The organism is Streptomyces sp. RFCAC02 (genome assembly GCF_004193175.1).
Taxonomy (GTDB): domain Bacteria; phylum Actinomycetota; class Actinomycetes; order Streptomycetales; family Streptomycetaceae; genus Streptomyces.
Genome location: NZ_SAUH01000001.1, coordinates 4,978,423 through 4,993,860 on the forward strand (window position 1 = coordinate 4,978,423; position 15,438 = coordinate 4,993,860).

Here is a 15,438-nt window from a genome sequence, read left to right on the forward strand (position 1 = left end):
GTACGCCATGTGAGACATTGGCGTCTCAGGTGGTGCATGGATGCCTCGGTGGTCAGTGCCGCTCGGCCAGGTCGTCCTCCAGGGCGTGCGCCGCGGCGGTCAGGGTCGTGACCAGGGACTGGAGACGGTGCGGGTCGTACCGCACGCTCGGCATCGACACCGACAGGCCGGCCAGCGCACGGCCGTCCCGGTCGCGCACGGGGACGCCGACGGCGGTCAGCCCCCGCTCGGACCGCTCCCGGTTGACGGCGAACCCGGTACGCCGCAGCCGGGCCAGTTCCGCGCGCAGGCGGGCGAGGTCGGGGCGGTCGGCCGGACGGTCGCGGTAGCGCTCGGCCGCGTACACCCCGTCGAGTTCCCCCTCGGGCAGGTCGGCGAGCAGGAGCAGCCCGGCCGTGGTGCGGTGCGCGGGGAACACCATGCCCTCGCGCGACCCCACCCGGAGCGACTGCCGGCACTCGGCGCTGGCGATGAACCGCGCCGTGTCCCCGGTGCGCACGACGAGGTTCGCCGTCTCGTCCAGCAGGTCGACGATCCGGCGCAGGTGGGGCAGGGCCGCCGCGCGCAGCCGGGAGACGAGCGACTGGGAGTGCGCGGCGATCTCGAGCACCGGACCGGCGCGGTAGACGCGGTCCTCGTCCTGGACGGCGAAGTCGCGGTAGACGAGCATCGAAAGGATCCGGTGGGCGGTCGAGCGGGCGACGCCCAGCCGTTCGGAGATCTGGGAGACGGTCGCGCCGCCCTCCATCTGCAGGATGGCCGCCGCCCGCAGCGCGTGGTCCACGCTGGCGATCGGATACGGCGGCGGCGTCTTGAGCGGCTTGTCCATGGGTCCGTCCTATTGATTCTGCTCTCCAGAATCTACCGGTTCTCCCTGCCGGGCGCGGCGCACGCTGATGCCGTGACTGAGACCTCCATAGCCCATGACACCGCCACGGGTTCCCCGGTCCGGCTCCAGGCTGTCGCCGCCGAGGGGCAGCCCGAGGTCACCCCGGCGCTCGAAGAGCTGTACCACGGCTTCGAACAGGAACTGCTGGTCCCGCTGTGGACCGAGATCGGCGACCTGATGCCGGCCCACCCCCGCTCGCGCGCCGTGCCGCACCTGTGGCGCTGGGACCGGCTGCGGCGGCTCGCCGCCCGGGCCGGCGACCTGGTCCCCGTCGGCCGCGGCGGCGAGCGCCGCGCCATCGCGCTGGCCAACCCGTCCCTCGGCGGCAGGCCGTTCGCCACGCCGACGCTGTGGGCGGCCATCCAGTACCTCATGCCCGGCGAGGACGCCCCCGAGCACCGGCACACCCAGCACGCCTTCCGCTTCGTCGTCGAGGGCTCGGGCGTGTGGACGGTCGTCGGCGGCGACCCGGTGCCCATGAACCGCGGCGACTTCCTCCCGCAGGCCGGCTGGAACTGGCACGCCCACCACAACGCCACGTCCGAGCCGATGGCGTGGATCGACGGCCTGGACATCCCCCTCCAGTACGCCACCGAGGCACAGTTCTTCGAGTTCGGCCGCGACGGGATCGACGACACCGAGCGCATCACCCCCGAGCGGTCTCGCTCCGAACGCCTGTGGGGCCACCCCGGCCTGCGCCCCCTCGCGGCCGCCCCGGCCACACCGGGCAGCCCGCTGCTGTCGTACAAGTGGGAGCACACCAACGCCGCGCTCCGCGACCAGTGCCTCCTGGAGCGCGAGGGCTTCGGCGGCACCGTCGAGCCGGGCCACGCCGCGGTGCGGTACACCAACCCGCACGACGGCTGTGACGTCCTGCCGACGATCCGCGCCGAGTTCCACCGCGTCGTCCGCGGCGCCGAGACCGCACCGGTCCGGGAGACCGGATCGTCGGTGTACCAGGTCTTCGACGGCTCCGGCGTGGTGACCGTCGGCGACAGGGCGTGGACGGTGACCCGCGGCGACCTGTTCGTCGTCCCGTCCTGGGAGCCGTTCTCCGCCAGGTCCGAGGCCGGCGCGACCGACTCCGACGAGGGCGCCCTCGACCTCTTCCGCTTCTCCGACGCGCCCGTCTTCGAGGCGCTCCGGCTCGACCGCACCCAGAAGGACGCCTGACCATGAAGCTCGCCACCCTCCGCACCGCCGGCGGCACCAGGGCGGTCCGCCTCGACGGCGACGTCCTGGTCGACCTCGGGTACGCCGACCTGGGGGAGCTGTTCGCCGATGACGACTGGCGCGCCACGGCCGCCGCGGCCACCGGCGCCACCCACCCCGCCGACGGCGCCGACCTCGCGCCGGTCGTGCCCAACCCCTCCAAGATCATCTGCGTCGGGCACAACTACACCGACCACATCAAGGAGATGGGCCGGGAACTGCCCGACCACCCGACCCTCTTCCCCAAGTTCGCCGACACCCTGCTGGGCGCGCGCGACGACATCGTCAAGCCCGCCGAGACGGACGCGCTCGACTGGGAGGTCGAACTGGCCCTCGTGATCGGCAGCGCGGTGCGCCGCGCCGACGAGCGGCAGGCCGCCGACGCCATCGCCGGCTTCACCGTCATGAACGACATCTCCGCGCGCGACTGGCAGTTCCGCACGATCGAGTGGACGCAGGGCAAGATCTGGGAGGCGTCCACCCCCGTCGGCCCCTACGTCGTCACCCCCGACGAGGTCGGCGGCGTACGCCCCTCGCTCGGTGTCACGACGCTCGTCGACGGGCAGGTGATGCAGCAGGACGACACCGGGACGCTGCTGTTCGACCCGGTGTTCCTGGTGCGGTACATCTCCACGGTGATCACCCTGCGCCCCGGCGACATCATCGCCACCGGCACCCCGGCCGGCGTGGGCAACGCCCGCGACCCGAAGGTCTTCCTCCGCCCGGGCAGCACGGTGGTCACCGAGATCACGGGTCTCGGCGCCTGCGTGAACAGGGTGGTGGAAGCATGACGGACACGGCACGCACCCCCGCCCTCGCGCGCGCCTGGGTCCGCGCGGGCACGGAACGGGTCCTCGCCGCCGTCGCCGGCCTCGACGAGGCAGGACTCTCGGCCGGCACCGTGCTCCCCGGCTGGACCCGGGCGCACCTCGCCGCCCACATCGCCGCGAACGCCGACGCCCTGGGCAACCTCGTGCGCTGGGCCGCCACCGGCGTGCGGACACCGATGTACGCCTCCCCCGGGGAACGCGCCGCCGGCATCGACAGGGGGCCGGCGCTGTCGGCCGCCGAGCTGCGTGCCTGGCTGACCGACTCGGCGCACCGGCTCGCCGCGGGACTCGACGGGCTCACCGACGAGCAGTGGCGCCACGAGGTCGTCACCGCCCAGGGCCGCACCGTCCCCGCCACCGAACTGCCGTGGATGCGCGCCCGCGAGGTGTGTGTCCACGCCGTCGACCTCGGCGCCGGCACGGCCTTCGCCGACCTGCCGGACGGTTTCCTGACCGCGCTGGTCGACGAGGTCCGCGAGAAGCGCGGCCTGACCGGACTGCCCGACGGGCCGCTGCCGGACGTCGCGGCCTGGCTGACCGGCCGCCCCCACGCGCTCGCCGGCGCCCCCGAACTCGGCCCGTGGCTGTGAGGAGCCGGACCATGACCCACCCCGATGTGATCGTCGTCGGCGGCGGCATCGGCGGCCTCGGCGCCGCGTACGCACTGACCCGCCGCGGCCTGCGCGTCCGCCTGCTGGAACGCGCGGCGGAGTTCGGCGAGGTCGGCGCCGGCATCCAGCTCGCGCCCAACTGCACCCGCATCCTCGACGACTACGGCCTGCTCGCGGAGGCCAGGAGCCTCGGCGTCGTCCCCGACTCCATGGTCATGCGCGACGCCGTCGACGGCACCGAGCTGACCCGCCTCGACCTGCGCGACCTGGAGAAGCGCTACGGCCACCCCTACCTCGTCATCCACCGCAGCGACCTGCACGGCCTGCTCCTGCGGGCGTGCCGGCGCGCCGGCGTCGACCTGATCACGGACGCGCGGGTGATCTCGTACGGGAACACCGCCGACGGCGCCCGCGTCACCCTCGCCGACGGGGAGACCCACGAGGCCGGCGTCGTGATCGCGGCCGACGGACTGCACTCCGTCGCCCGCGCGCTGCTCGTGGACGACGAGCCCGTCTCCTCGGCGTACGTCGCCTACCGCGGCACCGTCCCCGCCGAACTGCCGCGGGTGGCGGCCGTCGACCTCGGCGAGGTCGCCGTGTACGTCGGCCCCCGCTGCCACTTCGTGCACTACGGCCTGCGCGGCGGCGAACTGCTCAACCAGGTCGCCGTCTTCGAGTCGCCGAAGGCCCTGGCGGGGCGGGACGACTGGGGCACGCCCGACGAACTCGACGCCGCCTTCGCCGCGACCTGCGACTTCGTCAGGGACGGCCTGCCGTTCATGTGGCGGGACAAGTGGTGGCGCATGTTCGACCGCGACCCGGTCATGACGTGGGTCCACGGTCGGATCGCGCTGCTCGGCGACTCGGCGCACCCGCCGCTGCAGTACATCGCGCAGGGCGCCGTCATGGCGATCGAGGACGGCTGGGTGCTGGGCGAGCACGTCGCCCGCCACCGCGCCGCCGACGGCACGGTCGACTGGGACGCCGCCCTCGCCGCCTACGAGGCGGTCCGCCCCGAGCACTGCCGCCGCGTGCTCACCACCTCCCGCGCGTGGGGCGAGCTGTGGCACCTCGACGGCGTCCCGCGCGAGCAGCGCAACGCGCTGCTGCGCGCCCGCGACACGTACGACTACTCCTTCGTCGACTGGCTGTACGGCCCGACCGCGCTCACGCCGGACCAGGAGCCGCCCATGTTCACGCCGGTCCCGCTGGACGCCGCGGTCGCCGAGGGGAGCGCGGCATGAACGACGCCTACCTGTACGCCGCCGTCCGCACACCGTTCGGCCGTCTGGGCGGCGCCCTCGCGGCAACACGCCCCGACGACCTCGCCGCGACCGCGCTGGCCGGCCTGCTCGACCGGGCACCGGGCCTCGACCGCGCCGCGATCGACGACGTCGTGTGGGGCAACGCCAACGGCGCCGGCGAGGACAACCGCAACGTGGGCCGGATGGCCGTCCTGCTGGCCGGGCTCCCCGTGAGCGTGCCCGCCACGACCGTCAACCGGCTGTGCGGCTCCGGCCTGGACGCGGCGATCACCGCGTCGCGCGCCCTGGAGTCCGGTGACGCGGACATCGCCGTCGCCGGCGGCGTCGAGTCCATGACCCGGGCGCCCTGGGTGCTGCCCAAACCGGACCGCGCCTTCCCCGCCGGCCACACCACCGCCGTCTCCACCACCCTGGGCTGGCGGCTGGTCAACCCGGCCATGCCCGCCGAGTGGACGGTGTCGCTGGGCGAGTCCAACGAACTGCTCCGCGAGCGGTACCCGGTCACCCGCGAGCGGCAGGACGCGTTCGCGCTGCGCTCCCACCGGCTCGCGGCGCGCGCTTGGGACGAGGGCTTCTACGACGACCTGGTCCTGCCGGTCGACGGACTCCCGCGCGACGAGGGCATCAGGCCCGACACCGACCCCGGGAAGCTGGCCGCCCTGAAGCCGTCGTTCCGCCCGGACGGCACGATCACCGCCGGCAACGCGTCGCCGCTCAGCGACGGGGCGTCCGCGCTGCTGCTCGGCACCGGGACCGCCGCGGACCGGATCGGCCTCGACCCCGTCGCCCGCGTCGCCGGGCGCGGCGTGCACGCCGTCGAGCCGCCCCTGTTCGGGTACGCGCCGGTCGAGGCCGCCGGGAAGGCGCTGCGACGCGCCGGCATCGGCTGGGGCGACGTGGGTGCCGTCGAGCTGAACGAGGCGTTCGCCGTGCAGTCGCTCGCGTGCCTGGACGCGTGGGGCGTCGATCCGGAGATCGTCAACGTCAGGGGCGGCGCCATCGCGATCGGGCACCCGCTGGGCGCCTCCGGCGGCCGGCTGCTCGGCACCCTGGCGAAGGTGCTGCGCGAGCGGCGGGAGCGGTGGGGCGTCGCCGCCATCTGCATCGGCGTGGGCCAGGCCCTCGCCGTCGTGCTGGAGAACGTCACCGGGGAGGTGAGCGGCCGATGAGCGCGACGACCATCGCCGCCACGGCCGACGAGGCCGTGGCGGGCGTGGCGGACGGATCGACGGTCCTGGTGGGCGGGTTCGGTCTCGCCGGCATGCCGTTCGACCTGATCGACGCGCTGATCCGGCAGGGCGCCGGGGACCTGACCGTGGTGTCCAACAACGCCGGCAACGGTGACGTGGGCCTGGCCGCGCTGCTGGCGGCGGGCCGCGTCCGCAAGGTGATCTGCTCCTTCCCGCGGCAGAGCGACTCGTACGTCTTCGACGGCCTGTACCGGGCGGGCCGCGTGGATCTCGAAGTGGTCCCGCAGGGCACCCTGGCGGAACGGATACGGGCCGCCGGGGCCGGCATCGGCGCGTTCTACAGCCCCGTCGGCGTCGGCACGCCGCTCGCCGAGGGCAAGGAGACCCGGCGGATCGACGGGCGCACCCACGTCCTGGAACACCCGATCAAGGGTGACGTGGCCCTCATCTCGGCGCACCGCGCCGACACCGCGGGCAACCTCGTCTACCGCAGGACGGCCAGGAACTTCGGGCCGGTGATGGCGACGGCGGCCGGCACCGTGATCGTCCAGGTCACCGACATCGTGCCCGCGGGGGAGATCGACCCGGAGACCGTCGTCACCCCCGGCATCTACGTCGACCGCCTGGTGCGGGCCGAGGCCCGCCGCCTGACCGTGCGAGGAGCCCGCTGATGACGACGACCCACGCCGCGGCCCCGCGCGAGCACGCCGACCGCGGGCCGCTCACCACCGACGAACTCGCGGCCCGGATCGCGCGCGACATCCCGCCCGGCGCCTACGTCAACCTCGGCATCGGACAGCCGACCCGGATCGCCGAGCACCTGCCGGCGGACGCGGGAATCGTCCTGCACACCGAGAACGGCATGCTCGGCATGGGGCCGGCGGCCACCGGCGACGAGGTGGACCCCGACCTCACCAACGCCGGGAAGGTGCCCGTCACGGAGCTGCCGGGCGCGGCGTACTTCCACCACGCCGACTCGTTCGCCATGATGCGGGGCGGCCACCTCGACGTGTGCGTCCTCGGCGCGTTCCAGGTCTCGCACCACGGCGACCTCGCCAACTGGCACACCGGCGACCCGGACGCCGTCCCGGCCGTGGGAGGGGCGATGGACCTGGCGGTCGGCGCGCGGCGGGTGCTGGTGATGATGCGGCTGTTCACCCGCGACGGCGCCCCCAAGCTGGTGTCCGAATGCACCTGTCCGCTGACCGGTGCCGGCTGCGTGAGCCTCGTCTACACCGACCACGGTGTCTTCGAGCCGGGTCCCGACGGGGTGCGGGTGAAGGAGACGTACGGCATCACGGTGGCCGGGCTGCGCGAGCGGCTCCCCGTCGACCTCATCGGCTGACCGGGGGCCGCTCGCGGGCGGGCGTTAGGATCCCGGCATGGCGAACCTCCGACAGGCGCAGAAGCGGATGACGCGCCGCCTGCTGCTCGAGTCCGGGCTCGAGCTGTTCACGGCGAAGGGGTACGCCGCCACCACCGTCGACGACATCGCGACGGCCGCGGGCACCACCCGGGTGACGTTCTACGCCTACTTCCCGTCGCGCAGCGAGCTGATGCGGGCGCTCATCGACGAGCAGCTCAACGAGGCGCTGCAGCGCGTCCGTTCGCCCGAGCACGGCTCCACGGCCCAGGGCCTCGTGGACACCGTCGCCGCCGGGACGGCCGAGGCCATCGCGGACTGGCTGCGGCGCACCGCCGAGGCGTGGCCGACGGTCCGGCCGATCATCCGCGTGGGCCGGGACGCCGCCGCGGTCGATCCGGAGCTGGCCGACCTCGTGGAGCGGTGGATGGCCGAGGCCATCGGCGACATCGAGGACGGGCTGACGGCCGCCGGACGTTTCGCGCCCCACCAGCGGCGGTTCCGCGGGGTGCTGGCGATGGCCGAGCTGGACTACGTCGCCCAGCACTGGGACGGCGCCGACTGGAAGCTCACGCGCGGGCAGATGCTCGACGAGCTGGCCGCGAGCTGGACGCGGCTGCTGACCTGACCTCGACCTGACCTGTTCCGACCGGACCGGCCGCCGTGCGCCGGTCCGGTTCCCGTGGTGCCGTGACACGGCGCCCGTCTTCCGGCACCGCCATGCGCCGATGCCATGCCCGTTGCTCTGCATTCCCCCCATTTCGCAACCCCTCGTACGTTATTTTTTCTTGGTGTCCGTTTCATTGACGCTATGTAAAGTGAATGGCTAATGTGACAGCCACCGGGTGCGCCGACGCACCCCCACCGGACACGTGAGGGCCTCTCATGAGCGCGAACAGCACCACCGTGAACACCGTCCTGGGCGCGGTGCCGGCCGACGAACTGGGCGTCGTCTCGGTCCATGAGGCGCTGCTGTCGGTGCTCCCCGGTGCCGAGCACGCGTACGACATCACCCTCGACCGGGCCGAGATCTTCGAGACGCTGGCCGCCCGGCTGCGGGACTTCCGCGCACACGGCGGCGGCACGATCGTCGACAGCACCGGCATGTTCCACGGGCGGGACGTCCCGCTGTACGAGGCCCTGTCCCGCGCGACCGGCGTCCACATCGTCGCCTCGACCGGCCAGGGACCCGAGGAACTGCTCGGCGGGTACTTCCTCACCCCGCAGACCAACCCGCCGACACCGTGGCCGGCCGACAGGTTCGCCGACCTCTTCGCCCGGGAGATCACCGAGGGCATGGTGGTCCCGCGCGTCGAGCGCCGCGGCCCCGCCGGCCTCGTGGCCACGGCCGCGACCCGTACCGGCCGGACGGCGACCGACGAGAGCCTGCTGCGCGGCGCGGCCCGGGCCGCCCTCGCCACCGGCGTCGCGCTGTCCGTCCGCCACGGCGCCGACGCCGCCGGCGACCTCGGCGTCGTCCTGGACGAAGGGCTGCCCGCCGACCGCGTCGCCGTCGGCGGCCTCGACCGCCAGGACGCCGTGGCCGCCGGCGCGCCCGAGCGGATCGCCGGCCTCGGCGCCCGCGTCGTGCTCGACCACGTCGGCACCGAGGACGCCGGGCACCTCACCGACGCCGAACGCGCCGACCTGGTCACCGGTCTCGTGCGGGCCGGCTTCGGCGACCGGATCCTGCTGTCGAGCAGCGCGACCGGGGTGGCGAAGGGCCACCCGGCCACCGGCACGCCGTACAGCCACGTCCTGACCGCCTTCGTGCCGCTGCTGACCGCGCGCGGCCTCGACGGCGACGATGTGCGGCGGATCCTCGTCGCCAACCCGCGCGACCTGCTCGCGACGCGCTGAGCGCACCGGTCCCGACGACCGTCAAGTCCTCTTCCCGAAGGTGAGTGTTGTGTCGAGAGTGAACACCGTGCTGGGGCCGGTCCCCGCCGAGGAACTGGGTTTCGTGGCCGTCCACGAGCACATCGGGTACGGCATGCCCGGCTCCGAGCTGGACACCACGTGGTGGAAGACCCCCGAGCAGCGCTACGAGGAGACTGTCCCCAAGCTGCGCAGGTTCCACGAACTCGGCGGCGGCACCCTCGTCGACGTGACCGGCATCTGCAACGGCCGTGACGTCGACCACTACCGGTCCCTGTCCGCGAAGACGGGCGTCCACATCGTCGCCTGCACCGGCTTCGTCGGCGGCGACACCGCGCTGCCGCACTTCGCGCGCGCCGAGGTCGACTACCTCACGCGGCAGTTCGTCCACGAGATCACCGTCGGTATCGGCGGCACCGGCAGCCTCGCCGGCGTCATCAAGGTCGGCGTGAGCCGCGGCGGCCGCATGACGGAGCTCGACAAGCGCATCTACCGCGCAGCGGCCCGCGCCTCGCTCACCACGGGCGTACCGATCCTCACCCACCTCGCGATCGACGCCGAGAACGCCGTCGCGATCTTCGAGGAGGAGGGCCTGCCGCTGGACCGCGTGCTGTTCGGGCACGTGGACGACGGCGTGAACGCCGAGCGCACGCGCGACGTCTGGATCGCCGAGCAGGGCGGCCGCATCGGCTTCGACACGTTCGGCTACGAGACCGAGCTGCCCGACCCGCCGTTCTGGGCACGGCCGCGCAAGGAACGCCTCGACCACTTCCTGCGGTTCATCGACGGGGGCCGCCGCCTGGGGCAGGTCCTCGCCTCCGCCGACGCCAACTGCAGCCCGCTCGGCTGGCCGGGCGTCGAGGGCCACACCGTCAACTACCTCTTCGACGAGCTCATCCCCGACCTGCGCGCGGCCGGTCTGGACGAGGCCGCCATCCGGACCGTCTTCGTCGACAACCCCGCCGGCTTCCTGACCATCCAGAAGTGAGAGAGACCGAACCATGCACTCCTCGGACCTGAAAAACCTGAAGGTCGCGATCGTCGGCGCCGGATACGGCGGCGCCGCGGCGGCCAAGGCCCTGGGCCTGCTGGGTGCGCGCGTCGACGTCTACGAGCAGGCGAACCGGATCCGCGAGGTCGGCGCCGGCATCGGCCTGCGTCCCGCCACCATCAACCGGTTCCGCCAGTGGGGCATCTTCGACGCGATCGACCGCGTCAGCTCGCCCAGCGAGTACTTCGAGATCCTCACCGCGACCGGTGAGCCGATCACGAAGGAGACCTGGCCCGCGGACGGGGATCAGACCCGCACCCACCTGATCCACCGCGGCGACTTCATCGACGCCCTCCTGGGCGTGCTGCCCGAGGGCGTCCTCCACCTCGGCCACAGGCTCCGGGCCGTCGAGGACAGGGGCGACGGCGCCACCCTCGTCTTCGCGGACGGCAGGACCGTCGACGCGGACCTCGTCGTGGGCGCCGACGGCATCAAGTCGGTCGTGCGGCAGCGGCTGTTCAGCGACAAGGGGCCGGTGTTCTCCGGCGAGCACGCCTACCGCGCCGTCATCTCCCTGGACGACGCCCACGGCATGGTCGCCGACGACAACCTCCGCATGTACATCGGCAGGGGGACGAAGGTCTACCTGCTGCCGCTCCGGCACCGCAACCAGGTGTCGTTCGACATCACCGCCCTGTGCCCGGACGGCACCTGGACGCCCAGCGTCACCAAGGACGACCTGCTGCGGACGGTCCGCGGCTTCGACGAACGCCTCGTGCGCATCACGCGCGGCCTCGACATGGACACCGTCAACATCCGCGCCGTGTACGACATCGACCCCATCGACACCTGGCACTCGGACTCCGTCGTCCTTGTCGGCGACGCCGCCCACTCGATGCTCCACCACCAGGGCCAGGGCGCGAACTCGGCCATCGAGGACGCGGGCGCGCTCGCCGACGCCCTGCGCGACGCCGCGTCCGTGACCGAAGCCCTCGCCCGGTACCAGGCCACCCGCAAACCCGTGACCGACACGCTGCAGGCCGTCTCCCGCCAGGGCTGGACCGAGGACGAGATCGACGAGGTCTTCCCCGGCCAGCGGCCCGCGGCCGCCGCCGTGAAGGAGTGACGTCGTCATGCCGCTGCACCCCGAGATCGCCGCGTTCATCGCCGCCCTGCCCGCCCCGCCCGGCGGCCCGCTCGACCCGGCCGCCCTGCGCGCCGCCGAGGAGGCGCACGTCACCCCCGAGGGGGAACGCCGCCCGCTGCACGCCGTGGCGGACACGACCGCGCGGACCGCATCCGGCGACGTGCCGGTACGGATCTACACGCCGACCGCCGCCGACCGCCACGGCCTGCTCGTGTACTTCCACGGCGGCGCCTTCTTCCTCGGCAGCCTGGAGACCCACGACCACGTGGCACGCTCACTGGCGGCGGAGACCGGGCTCAAGGTCGTCTCCGTGGGCTACCGCCGCGCGCCCGAGGCCCCCTTCCCCGCCGGGCTCGACGACTGCCACGCCGTCGTGCGCTGGGCCGCCGCCGAGGGCGGCCGGCTCCTCGGCTGGGACGGCGCCACCCTGGCCGTCGCCGGGGACAGCTCCGGCGGGAACTTCGCCGCCGCCGTCGCGGCCGGGGCGTACGACGAGGGCTTCGGCGGGATCACCCACCAGATCCTCTACTACCCGTCCCTCGACCTGGACTTCGACACCGACCGCTACCCGTCGCTGCGCGAGAACGCCGTCGGCTACGGGCTGGAGACGGCCGGCCTCGCGCCGTTCAACGCCTTCTACCTCGACAGCGGCGCCGACCCCGCCGACCCGCTCGTCTCCCCGGTCAAGCGGGCCGACCTCGCCGGGCTGCCGCCCGCGCTCGTCGTCACCGCCGAGTTCGACCCGCTGCGCGACGAGGGCGAGCTGTACGCCCGCCGGCTGCGGGAGGCCGGCGTGCCGGCGGTCGTGCGCCGCGTCGCCGGGGCGAACCACGGATTCGTCCAGAACTTCCCGCACATCCCCGAGTTCCGCGAGGTCTTCGCCGCCACCCGCGACTTCCTCGCCGGGCACTGACGAGGACCGGGCACGAGTCAGGAGAGAGGGCCATGACGCCGGAAGGCACCGTCCACCCCGTGGTCTCGCCGTGGGGCCGCTTCGGTCTGTACAGCTTCTTCATCGACGCGCCCGAGCCGGCGATCGTCGACACCGGGATCGCGTCGTCGCCCGCCGAGGGCATCGTCCCGGCCCTCGCGGCGATCGGGCGCCGCGTCGAGGACGTGCGGTGGATCCTGCTCACGCACGGGCACATCGACCACATCGGCGGGGCGCACGCCCTGTGGGAACTCACCGGCCGGCGCGCGCGGGTCGTCATCCACGAGGCCGACGCGCCGATGCTCCGCTCACGGCAGGCCCACGTGGCGGAGTACCGCGCGGGACGCGGCCGGTACCTGCGCGATCCCGGGGGAGAGGCCCGGGTCGCGGCGGCGGCGGACGCCGTCATCTCCGGCGAGATGGAACCCACCCTGCTCGTCAGGGGCGGCGAGACCCTCTCCCTCGGCGGCGGCATCACCGTCTCCGTGCACGCCCTCCCGGGCCACACCCCCGGCTCGGTCGCCTACGTCATCGACGGCCGGCGCGCCGCGTTCACCGGCGACGCCGTACAGGTCCACGGAGCCGCCAACGGCTTCCCCGGCTACACCGACCCGGCGGCCTACCGCGCCGGCCTCGAACACCTCCGCGACGAGATCCGCCCGCTGAACCTCTACCTCGGGCACCCCTACCGCCGCGCGGACGGCACCCCGTACGGCGTCGAACTCGACGAGGCGCAGGCCCGGGAAGCCCTCACCCACAGCCTCGACGCCGAACGCCGCATCGCCGCCGCCGCCCGCGCCTGCCTGGAGGCCGGGCCGCGGGAGACGGACTCGCCGTACTCCCCCTTCGCGCCCGTCGCGGCCGCGCTCGGCTACACGGGCGACCCGACGCTCGAACCGTCACCGTTCTTCACCTCGCTGCACGGCTACCGCATGCAGCACAACAGGACCGCGCAGCACAGGAGTCACCGATCATGACCGACCTCCGGACGATACGGGCGGGCGAGCGGACCATCGCCGTCCGCAAGGACCTGCGGGCGCCGATGCGCGACGGCGTCGAACTCGCCCTGGACGCCTACCACGGCCTGGACGACACGCCGCGCCCCGCCCTGATCGCGATGAGCGCCTACGGCAAGGAACTGCAGGCCCTCGCCCTCACCACACCGCCGCAGCGCAGGCCGAGCCCGATGTGGGACGGCTGCATCGAGGCCGGCGACATCGCCCGCGTCGTGCGGGAGGGCTACGTCCACGTCATCGGCGACATGCGCGGCACGGGCGACTCGGGCGGCGTCATGATCGGCAACTACAACGCGGGCGGCGTGCCCCAGGGCCGGGACCTGTACGACGTGGTCGAGTGGGTCGCCGCCCAGCCGTGGTGCGACGGCAACGTCGGCATGATCGGCATCTCGTACTTCGGCTCCATGCAGGTGCTCGCCGCGGCCGAGCGCCCGCCGCACCTGAAGGCCGTCTTCGTCAGCGGGGGGCACTTCGACTTCTACGAGACGACGTACCACGGCGGGATCATGTGGTTCATGCCGCGTGCCGCGCGCGAGGGACGCGGCGGCGACTCCGGCATCGCGCACACCGACGTCAGGTCCCGCATGCAGGCGGTGCACAGCCCCGAGGAGCTGCGGAGACGCGTCGACGAGCGGCTGGCCGACCCGGACGTGGCGGCGTGGCCGAACCTCGTCCATGTGCTGAAATACCCGAAGAACCGCGAGTTCTGGTTCGACATCGTGCTGAACCCCCTCGACGGCGACTGGTACGAGGAGCGCAACCCGGTCAACCTCGCCCGGAACATCGACATACCGGTCTATCTGCAGATCGACCAGGGCCGCGGCTGGACGGTCGACGGCCACATCGAGCTGTTCGACGTGCTCAAGGGGCCGAAGAAGCTGGACATCGGCTCCTACCCGCCGATGCAGTCGCGCCCCTGGATCGAGGAGCACGACAAGATGTTCCGCTGGTACGAGTACTGGCTCAAGGGCGTCGACAACGGGATCATGGACGAGCCTGCCGTCAGCGTCTTCGTGGAGGGCTCGCGCGAGGTCGTCACGGCGGCGCAGTGGCCCCCGAAGGAGATCGCGTACCGGTCCCTGCACCTGCGGCCGCGCCACAGGCTGTCCTTCGAGCCGGAGCACATGGGCGCCGAGCACGCCGCGCCCGACGGCTTCTACCAGGCGCCGCTCACCGTCACCGACACGGTCCAGGTGCTCTCCTGGCGCACCGAGCCGTTCGACGCCCCCACCGAACTGATCGGCAGCGGCGCGGCGCACCTGTTCGCCGAGATCGACCAGGACGACACCAACTTCATCCTGCGCCTGTGGGACGAGGCACCGGGCGGCGGCCGGCAGCTCATCACCAGCGGCTACCTCAAGGCGTCCCACCGCGAACTCGACACGGAGCGCACCACCGAGGGCGACCCGTACCACCCGCACACGCGGGCGGTGCCGGTGGAGCCGGGGGCGATCGAGGAGTACGTGCTGCGGCTCTATCCGTTCGCGGCGACCCTGCTGCCGGGACACCGCCTGGTGGCGGAACTGTCGAACGACGAGCCCCTGGCCGACGCGCACAACGCGCTGCTGCCGCCGGACGCGTTCCACCTGCCGGTGGGCCGCCCCGTGACCCACAAGATCTACCGCGACGCGGCACACCCGTCCCGCCTGGTCCTTCCGTTCACGGAACCCTCGGCACGGAACGCGCCACGACCGCGCTCCGAGTGAACACCGCACGTTGGCGGCACCGGCGGGCATCGGTGGCCGGTTCTCACCGTCCAGGGCCGTAGTACAGCCGGAGGAACTCCTCCATCGCCGCGTCGACGCCGGCGCGGTCGCCGGTGGCGACGCCGAGCCCGGCCCGGCTGCGGGCCGTCGCCGGGTCCGTCCCGGCGGCGACCTGTTCGGCCTGCGTCCGGCGCAGTACGCGGCGTTCGAGACCGCGCTGTGCGAGGCGCTGCGGCTCCGGGCCGGCGCCTGCCGGTCCGTCGAACCGGAACCGACCTGGTCACGGCAAGCCCAGCCACTGACGGCCTGACACGACTCTCACTCATCCGCACACAACGCGCCCCGGACTGGTCCCACCCGCAGCGACCGCCGCCCGCCCCGCCGGGCTCAACTGGTCCGGCGGGGCGGG

At 73.4% G+C, this 15,438-nt stretch carries 16 protein-coding genes; 15 read left to right on the forward strand and 1 reads right to left on the reverse strand.

Annotated features, from left to right (window positions below; all coding sequences use genetic code 11):
• Positions 1-52 precede the first annotated feature (52 nt).
• Positions 53-829 carry an IclR family transcriptional regulator gene (locus EMA09_RS22990; protein WP_129842881.1) on the reverse strand — a complete coding sequence of 259 codons (777 nt, stop codon included), beginning with the start codon at positions 827-829 and terminating at the stop codon, positions 53-55.
• A gap of 72 nt (positions 830-901) precedes the next feature.
• Here EMA09_RS22990 and EMA09_RS22995 point away from each other — a divergent pair, with 72 nt between their 5' ends.
• From EMA09_RS22995 to EMA09_RS28495, 15 genes are all read left to right on the forward strand, one after another.
• Complete coding sequence (locus EMA09_RS22995) at positions 902-2,062, forward strand: cupin domain-containing protein (RefSeq protein WP_129842882.1); 1,161 nt, start codon at positions 902-904, stop codon at positions 2,060-2,062.
• Positions 2,063-2,064: 2 nt separating this feature from the next.
• Positions 2,065-2,892, forward strand: a complete 828-nt coding sequence (locus tag EMA09_RS23000; protein WP_129842883.1) for a fumarylacetoacetate hydrolase family protein — start codon at positions 2,065-2,067, stop codon at positions 2,890-2,892.
• On the forward strand, positions 2,889-3,521 hold the full coding sequence (locus tag EMA09_RS23005) for a maleylpyruvate isomerase family mycothiol-dependent enzyme (protein ID WP_129842884.1): 633 nt from the start codon (positions 2,889-2,891) through the stop codon (positions 3,519-3,521). The genes EMA09_RS23000 and EMA09_RS23005 overlap by 4 nt, the downstream gene beginning before the upstream one ends.
• 11 nt (positions 3,522-3,532) lie before the next feature.
• A complete protein-coding gene (locus tag EMA09_RS23010; RefSeq protein WP_346655850.1) occupies positions 3,533-4,786 on the forward strand; it encodes an FAD-dependent oxidoreductase in 1,254 nt (417 codons plus the stop codon).
• Entirely contained in the window at positions 4,783-5,976 is a 1,194-nt protein-coding gene (locus EMA09_RS23015; RefSeq protein WP_129842885.1) for a thiolase family protein, read from the forward strand. The genes EMA09_RS23010 and EMA09_RS23015 overlap by 4 nt, the downstream gene beginning before the upstream one ends.
• Positions 5,973-6,668, forward strand: a complete 696-nt coding sequence (locus tag EMA09_RS23020; protein ID WP_129842886.1) for a 3-oxoacid CoA-transferase subunit A — start codon at positions 5,973-5,975, stop codon at positions 6,666-6,668. The genes EMA09_RS23015 and EMA09_RS23020 overlap by 4 nt, the downstream gene beginning before the upstream one ends.
• Entirely contained in the window at positions 6,668-7,342 is a 675-nt protein-coding gene (locus tag EMA09_RS23025) for a 3-oxoacid CoA-transferase subunit B (protein ID WP_129842887.1), read from the forward strand. The genes EMA09_RS23020 and EMA09_RS23025 overlap by 1 nt, the downstream gene beginning before the upstream one ends.
• A gap of 37 nt (positions 7,343-7,379) precedes the next feature.
• The gene (locus EMA09_RS23030) at positions 7,380-7,988 is read left to right on the forward strand and encodes a TetR/AcrR family transcriptional regulator (protein WP_129842888.1); all 609 of its coding nucleotides are present in this window, start codon (positions 7,380-7,382) and stop codon (positions 7,986-7,988) included.
• Between the two features lie 257 nt (positions 7,989-8,245).
• Complete coding sequence (locus tag EMA09_RS23035) at positions 8,246-9,220, forward strand: phosphotriesterase (protein ID WP_129842889.1); 975 nt, start codon at positions 8,246-8,248, stop codon at positions 9,218-9,220.
• Positions 9,221-9,269: 49 nt separating this feature from the next.
• The gene (locus EMA09_RS23040) at positions 9,270-10,226 is read left to right on the forward strand and encodes a phosphotriesterase (protein WP_129842890.1); all 957 of its coding nucleotides are present in this window, start codon (positions 9,270-9,272) and stop codon (positions 10,224-10,226) included.
• Positions 10,227-10,239: 13 nt separating this feature from the next.
• Entirely contained in the window at positions 10,240-11,355 is a 1,116-nt protein-coding gene (locus EMA09_RS23045; protein ID WP_129842891.1) for an NAD(P)/FAD-dependent oxidoreductase, read from the forward strand.
• 7 nt (positions 11,356-11,362) lie between these two features.
• Positions 11,363-12,289: an alpha/beta hydrolase gene (locus tag EMA09_RS23050; RefSeq protein WP_129842892.1), complete on the forward strand. Its 927-nt coding sequence runs from the start codon at positions 11,363-11,365 to the stop codon at positions 12,287-12,289.
• A gap of 32 nt (positions 12,290-12,321) precedes the next feature.
• Positions 12,322-13,284, forward strand: coding sequence for an MBL fold metallo-hydrolase (locus EMA09_RS23055; RefSeq protein ID WP_129842893.1), 963 nt, complete (start codon positions 12,322-12,324; stop codon positions 13,282-13,284).
• Positions 13,281-15,029, forward strand: a complete 1,749-nt coding sequence (locus tag EMA09_RS23060; RefSeq protein ID WP_129842894.1) for a CocE/NonD family hydrolase — start codon at positions 13,281-13,283, stop codon at positions 15,027-15,029. Before EMA09_RS23055 ends, EMA09_RS23060 begins: the two co-directional genes overlap by 4 nt.
• A gap of 10 nt (positions 15,030-15,039) precedes the next feature.
• A complete protein-coding gene (locus EMA09_RS28495) occupies positions 15,040-15,339 on the forward strand; it encodes a hypothetical protein (RefSeq protein ID WP_168220597.1) in 300 nt (99 codons plus the stop codon).
• Positions 15,340-15,438 lie beyond the last annotated feature (99 nt).

What these genes read in the sequence shown, in the direction of transcription:
- EMA09_RS23045 (WP_129842891.1), top strand. Translation starts at nt 10,240, where the DNA reads ATGCACTCCTCGGACCTGAAAAACCTGAAGGTCGCGATCGTCGGCGCC.
- EMA09_RS23000 (WP_129842883.1), top strand. Translation starts at nt 2,065, where the DNA reads ATGAAGCTCGCCACCCTCCGCACCGCCGGCGGCACCAGGGCGGTCCGC.
- EMA09_RS23005 (WP_129842884.1), top strand. Translation starts at nt 2,889, where the DNA reads ATGACGGACACGGCACGCACCCCCGCCCTCGCGCGCGCCTGGGTCCGC.
- EMA09_RS23060 (WP_129842894.1), top strand. Translation starts at nt 13,281, where the DNA reads ATGACCGACCTCCGGACGATACGGGCGGGCGAGCGGACCATCGCCGTC.
- EMA09_RS23055 (WP_129842893.1), top strand. Translation starts at nt 12,322, where the DNA reads ATGACGCCGGAAGGCACCGTCCACCCCGTGGTCTCGCCGTGGGGCCGC.
- EMA09_RS23020 (WP_129842886.1), top strand. Translation starts at nt 5,973, where the DNA reads ATGAGCGCGACGACCATCGCCGCCACGGCCGACGAGGCCGTGGCGGGC.
- EMA09_RS23030 (WP_129842888.1), top strand. Translation starts at nt 7,380, where the DNA reads ATGGCGAACCTCCGACAGGCGCAGAAGCGGATGACGCGCCGCCTGCTG.
- EMA09_RS23015 (WP_129842885.1), top strand. Translation starts at nt 4,783, where the DNA reads ATGAACGACGCCTACCTGTACGCCGCCGTCCGCACACCGTTCGGCCGT.
- EMA09_RS22990 (WP_129842881.1), bottom strand. Translation starts at nt 829, where the DNA reads ATGGACAAGCCGCTCAAGACGCCGCCGCCGTATCCGATCGCCAGCGTG.
- EMA09_RS23035 (WP_129842889.1), top strand. Translation starts at nt 8,246, where the DNA reads ATGAGCGCGAACAGCACCACCGTGAACACCGTCCTGGGCGCGGTGCCG.
- EMA09_RS23025 (WP_129842887.1), top strand. Translation starts at nt 6,668, where the DNA reads ATGACGACGACCCACGCCGCGGCCCCGCGCGAGCACGCCGACCGCGGG.
- EMA09_RS23010 (WP_346655850.1), top strand. Translation starts at nt 3,533, where the DNA reads ATGACCCACCCCGATGTGATCGTCGTCGGCGGCGGCATCGGCGGCCTC.
- EMA09_RS23050 (WP_129842892.1), top strand. Translation starts at nt 11,363, where the DNA reads ATGCCGCTGCACCCCGAGATCGCCGCGTTCATCGCCGCCCTGCCCGCC.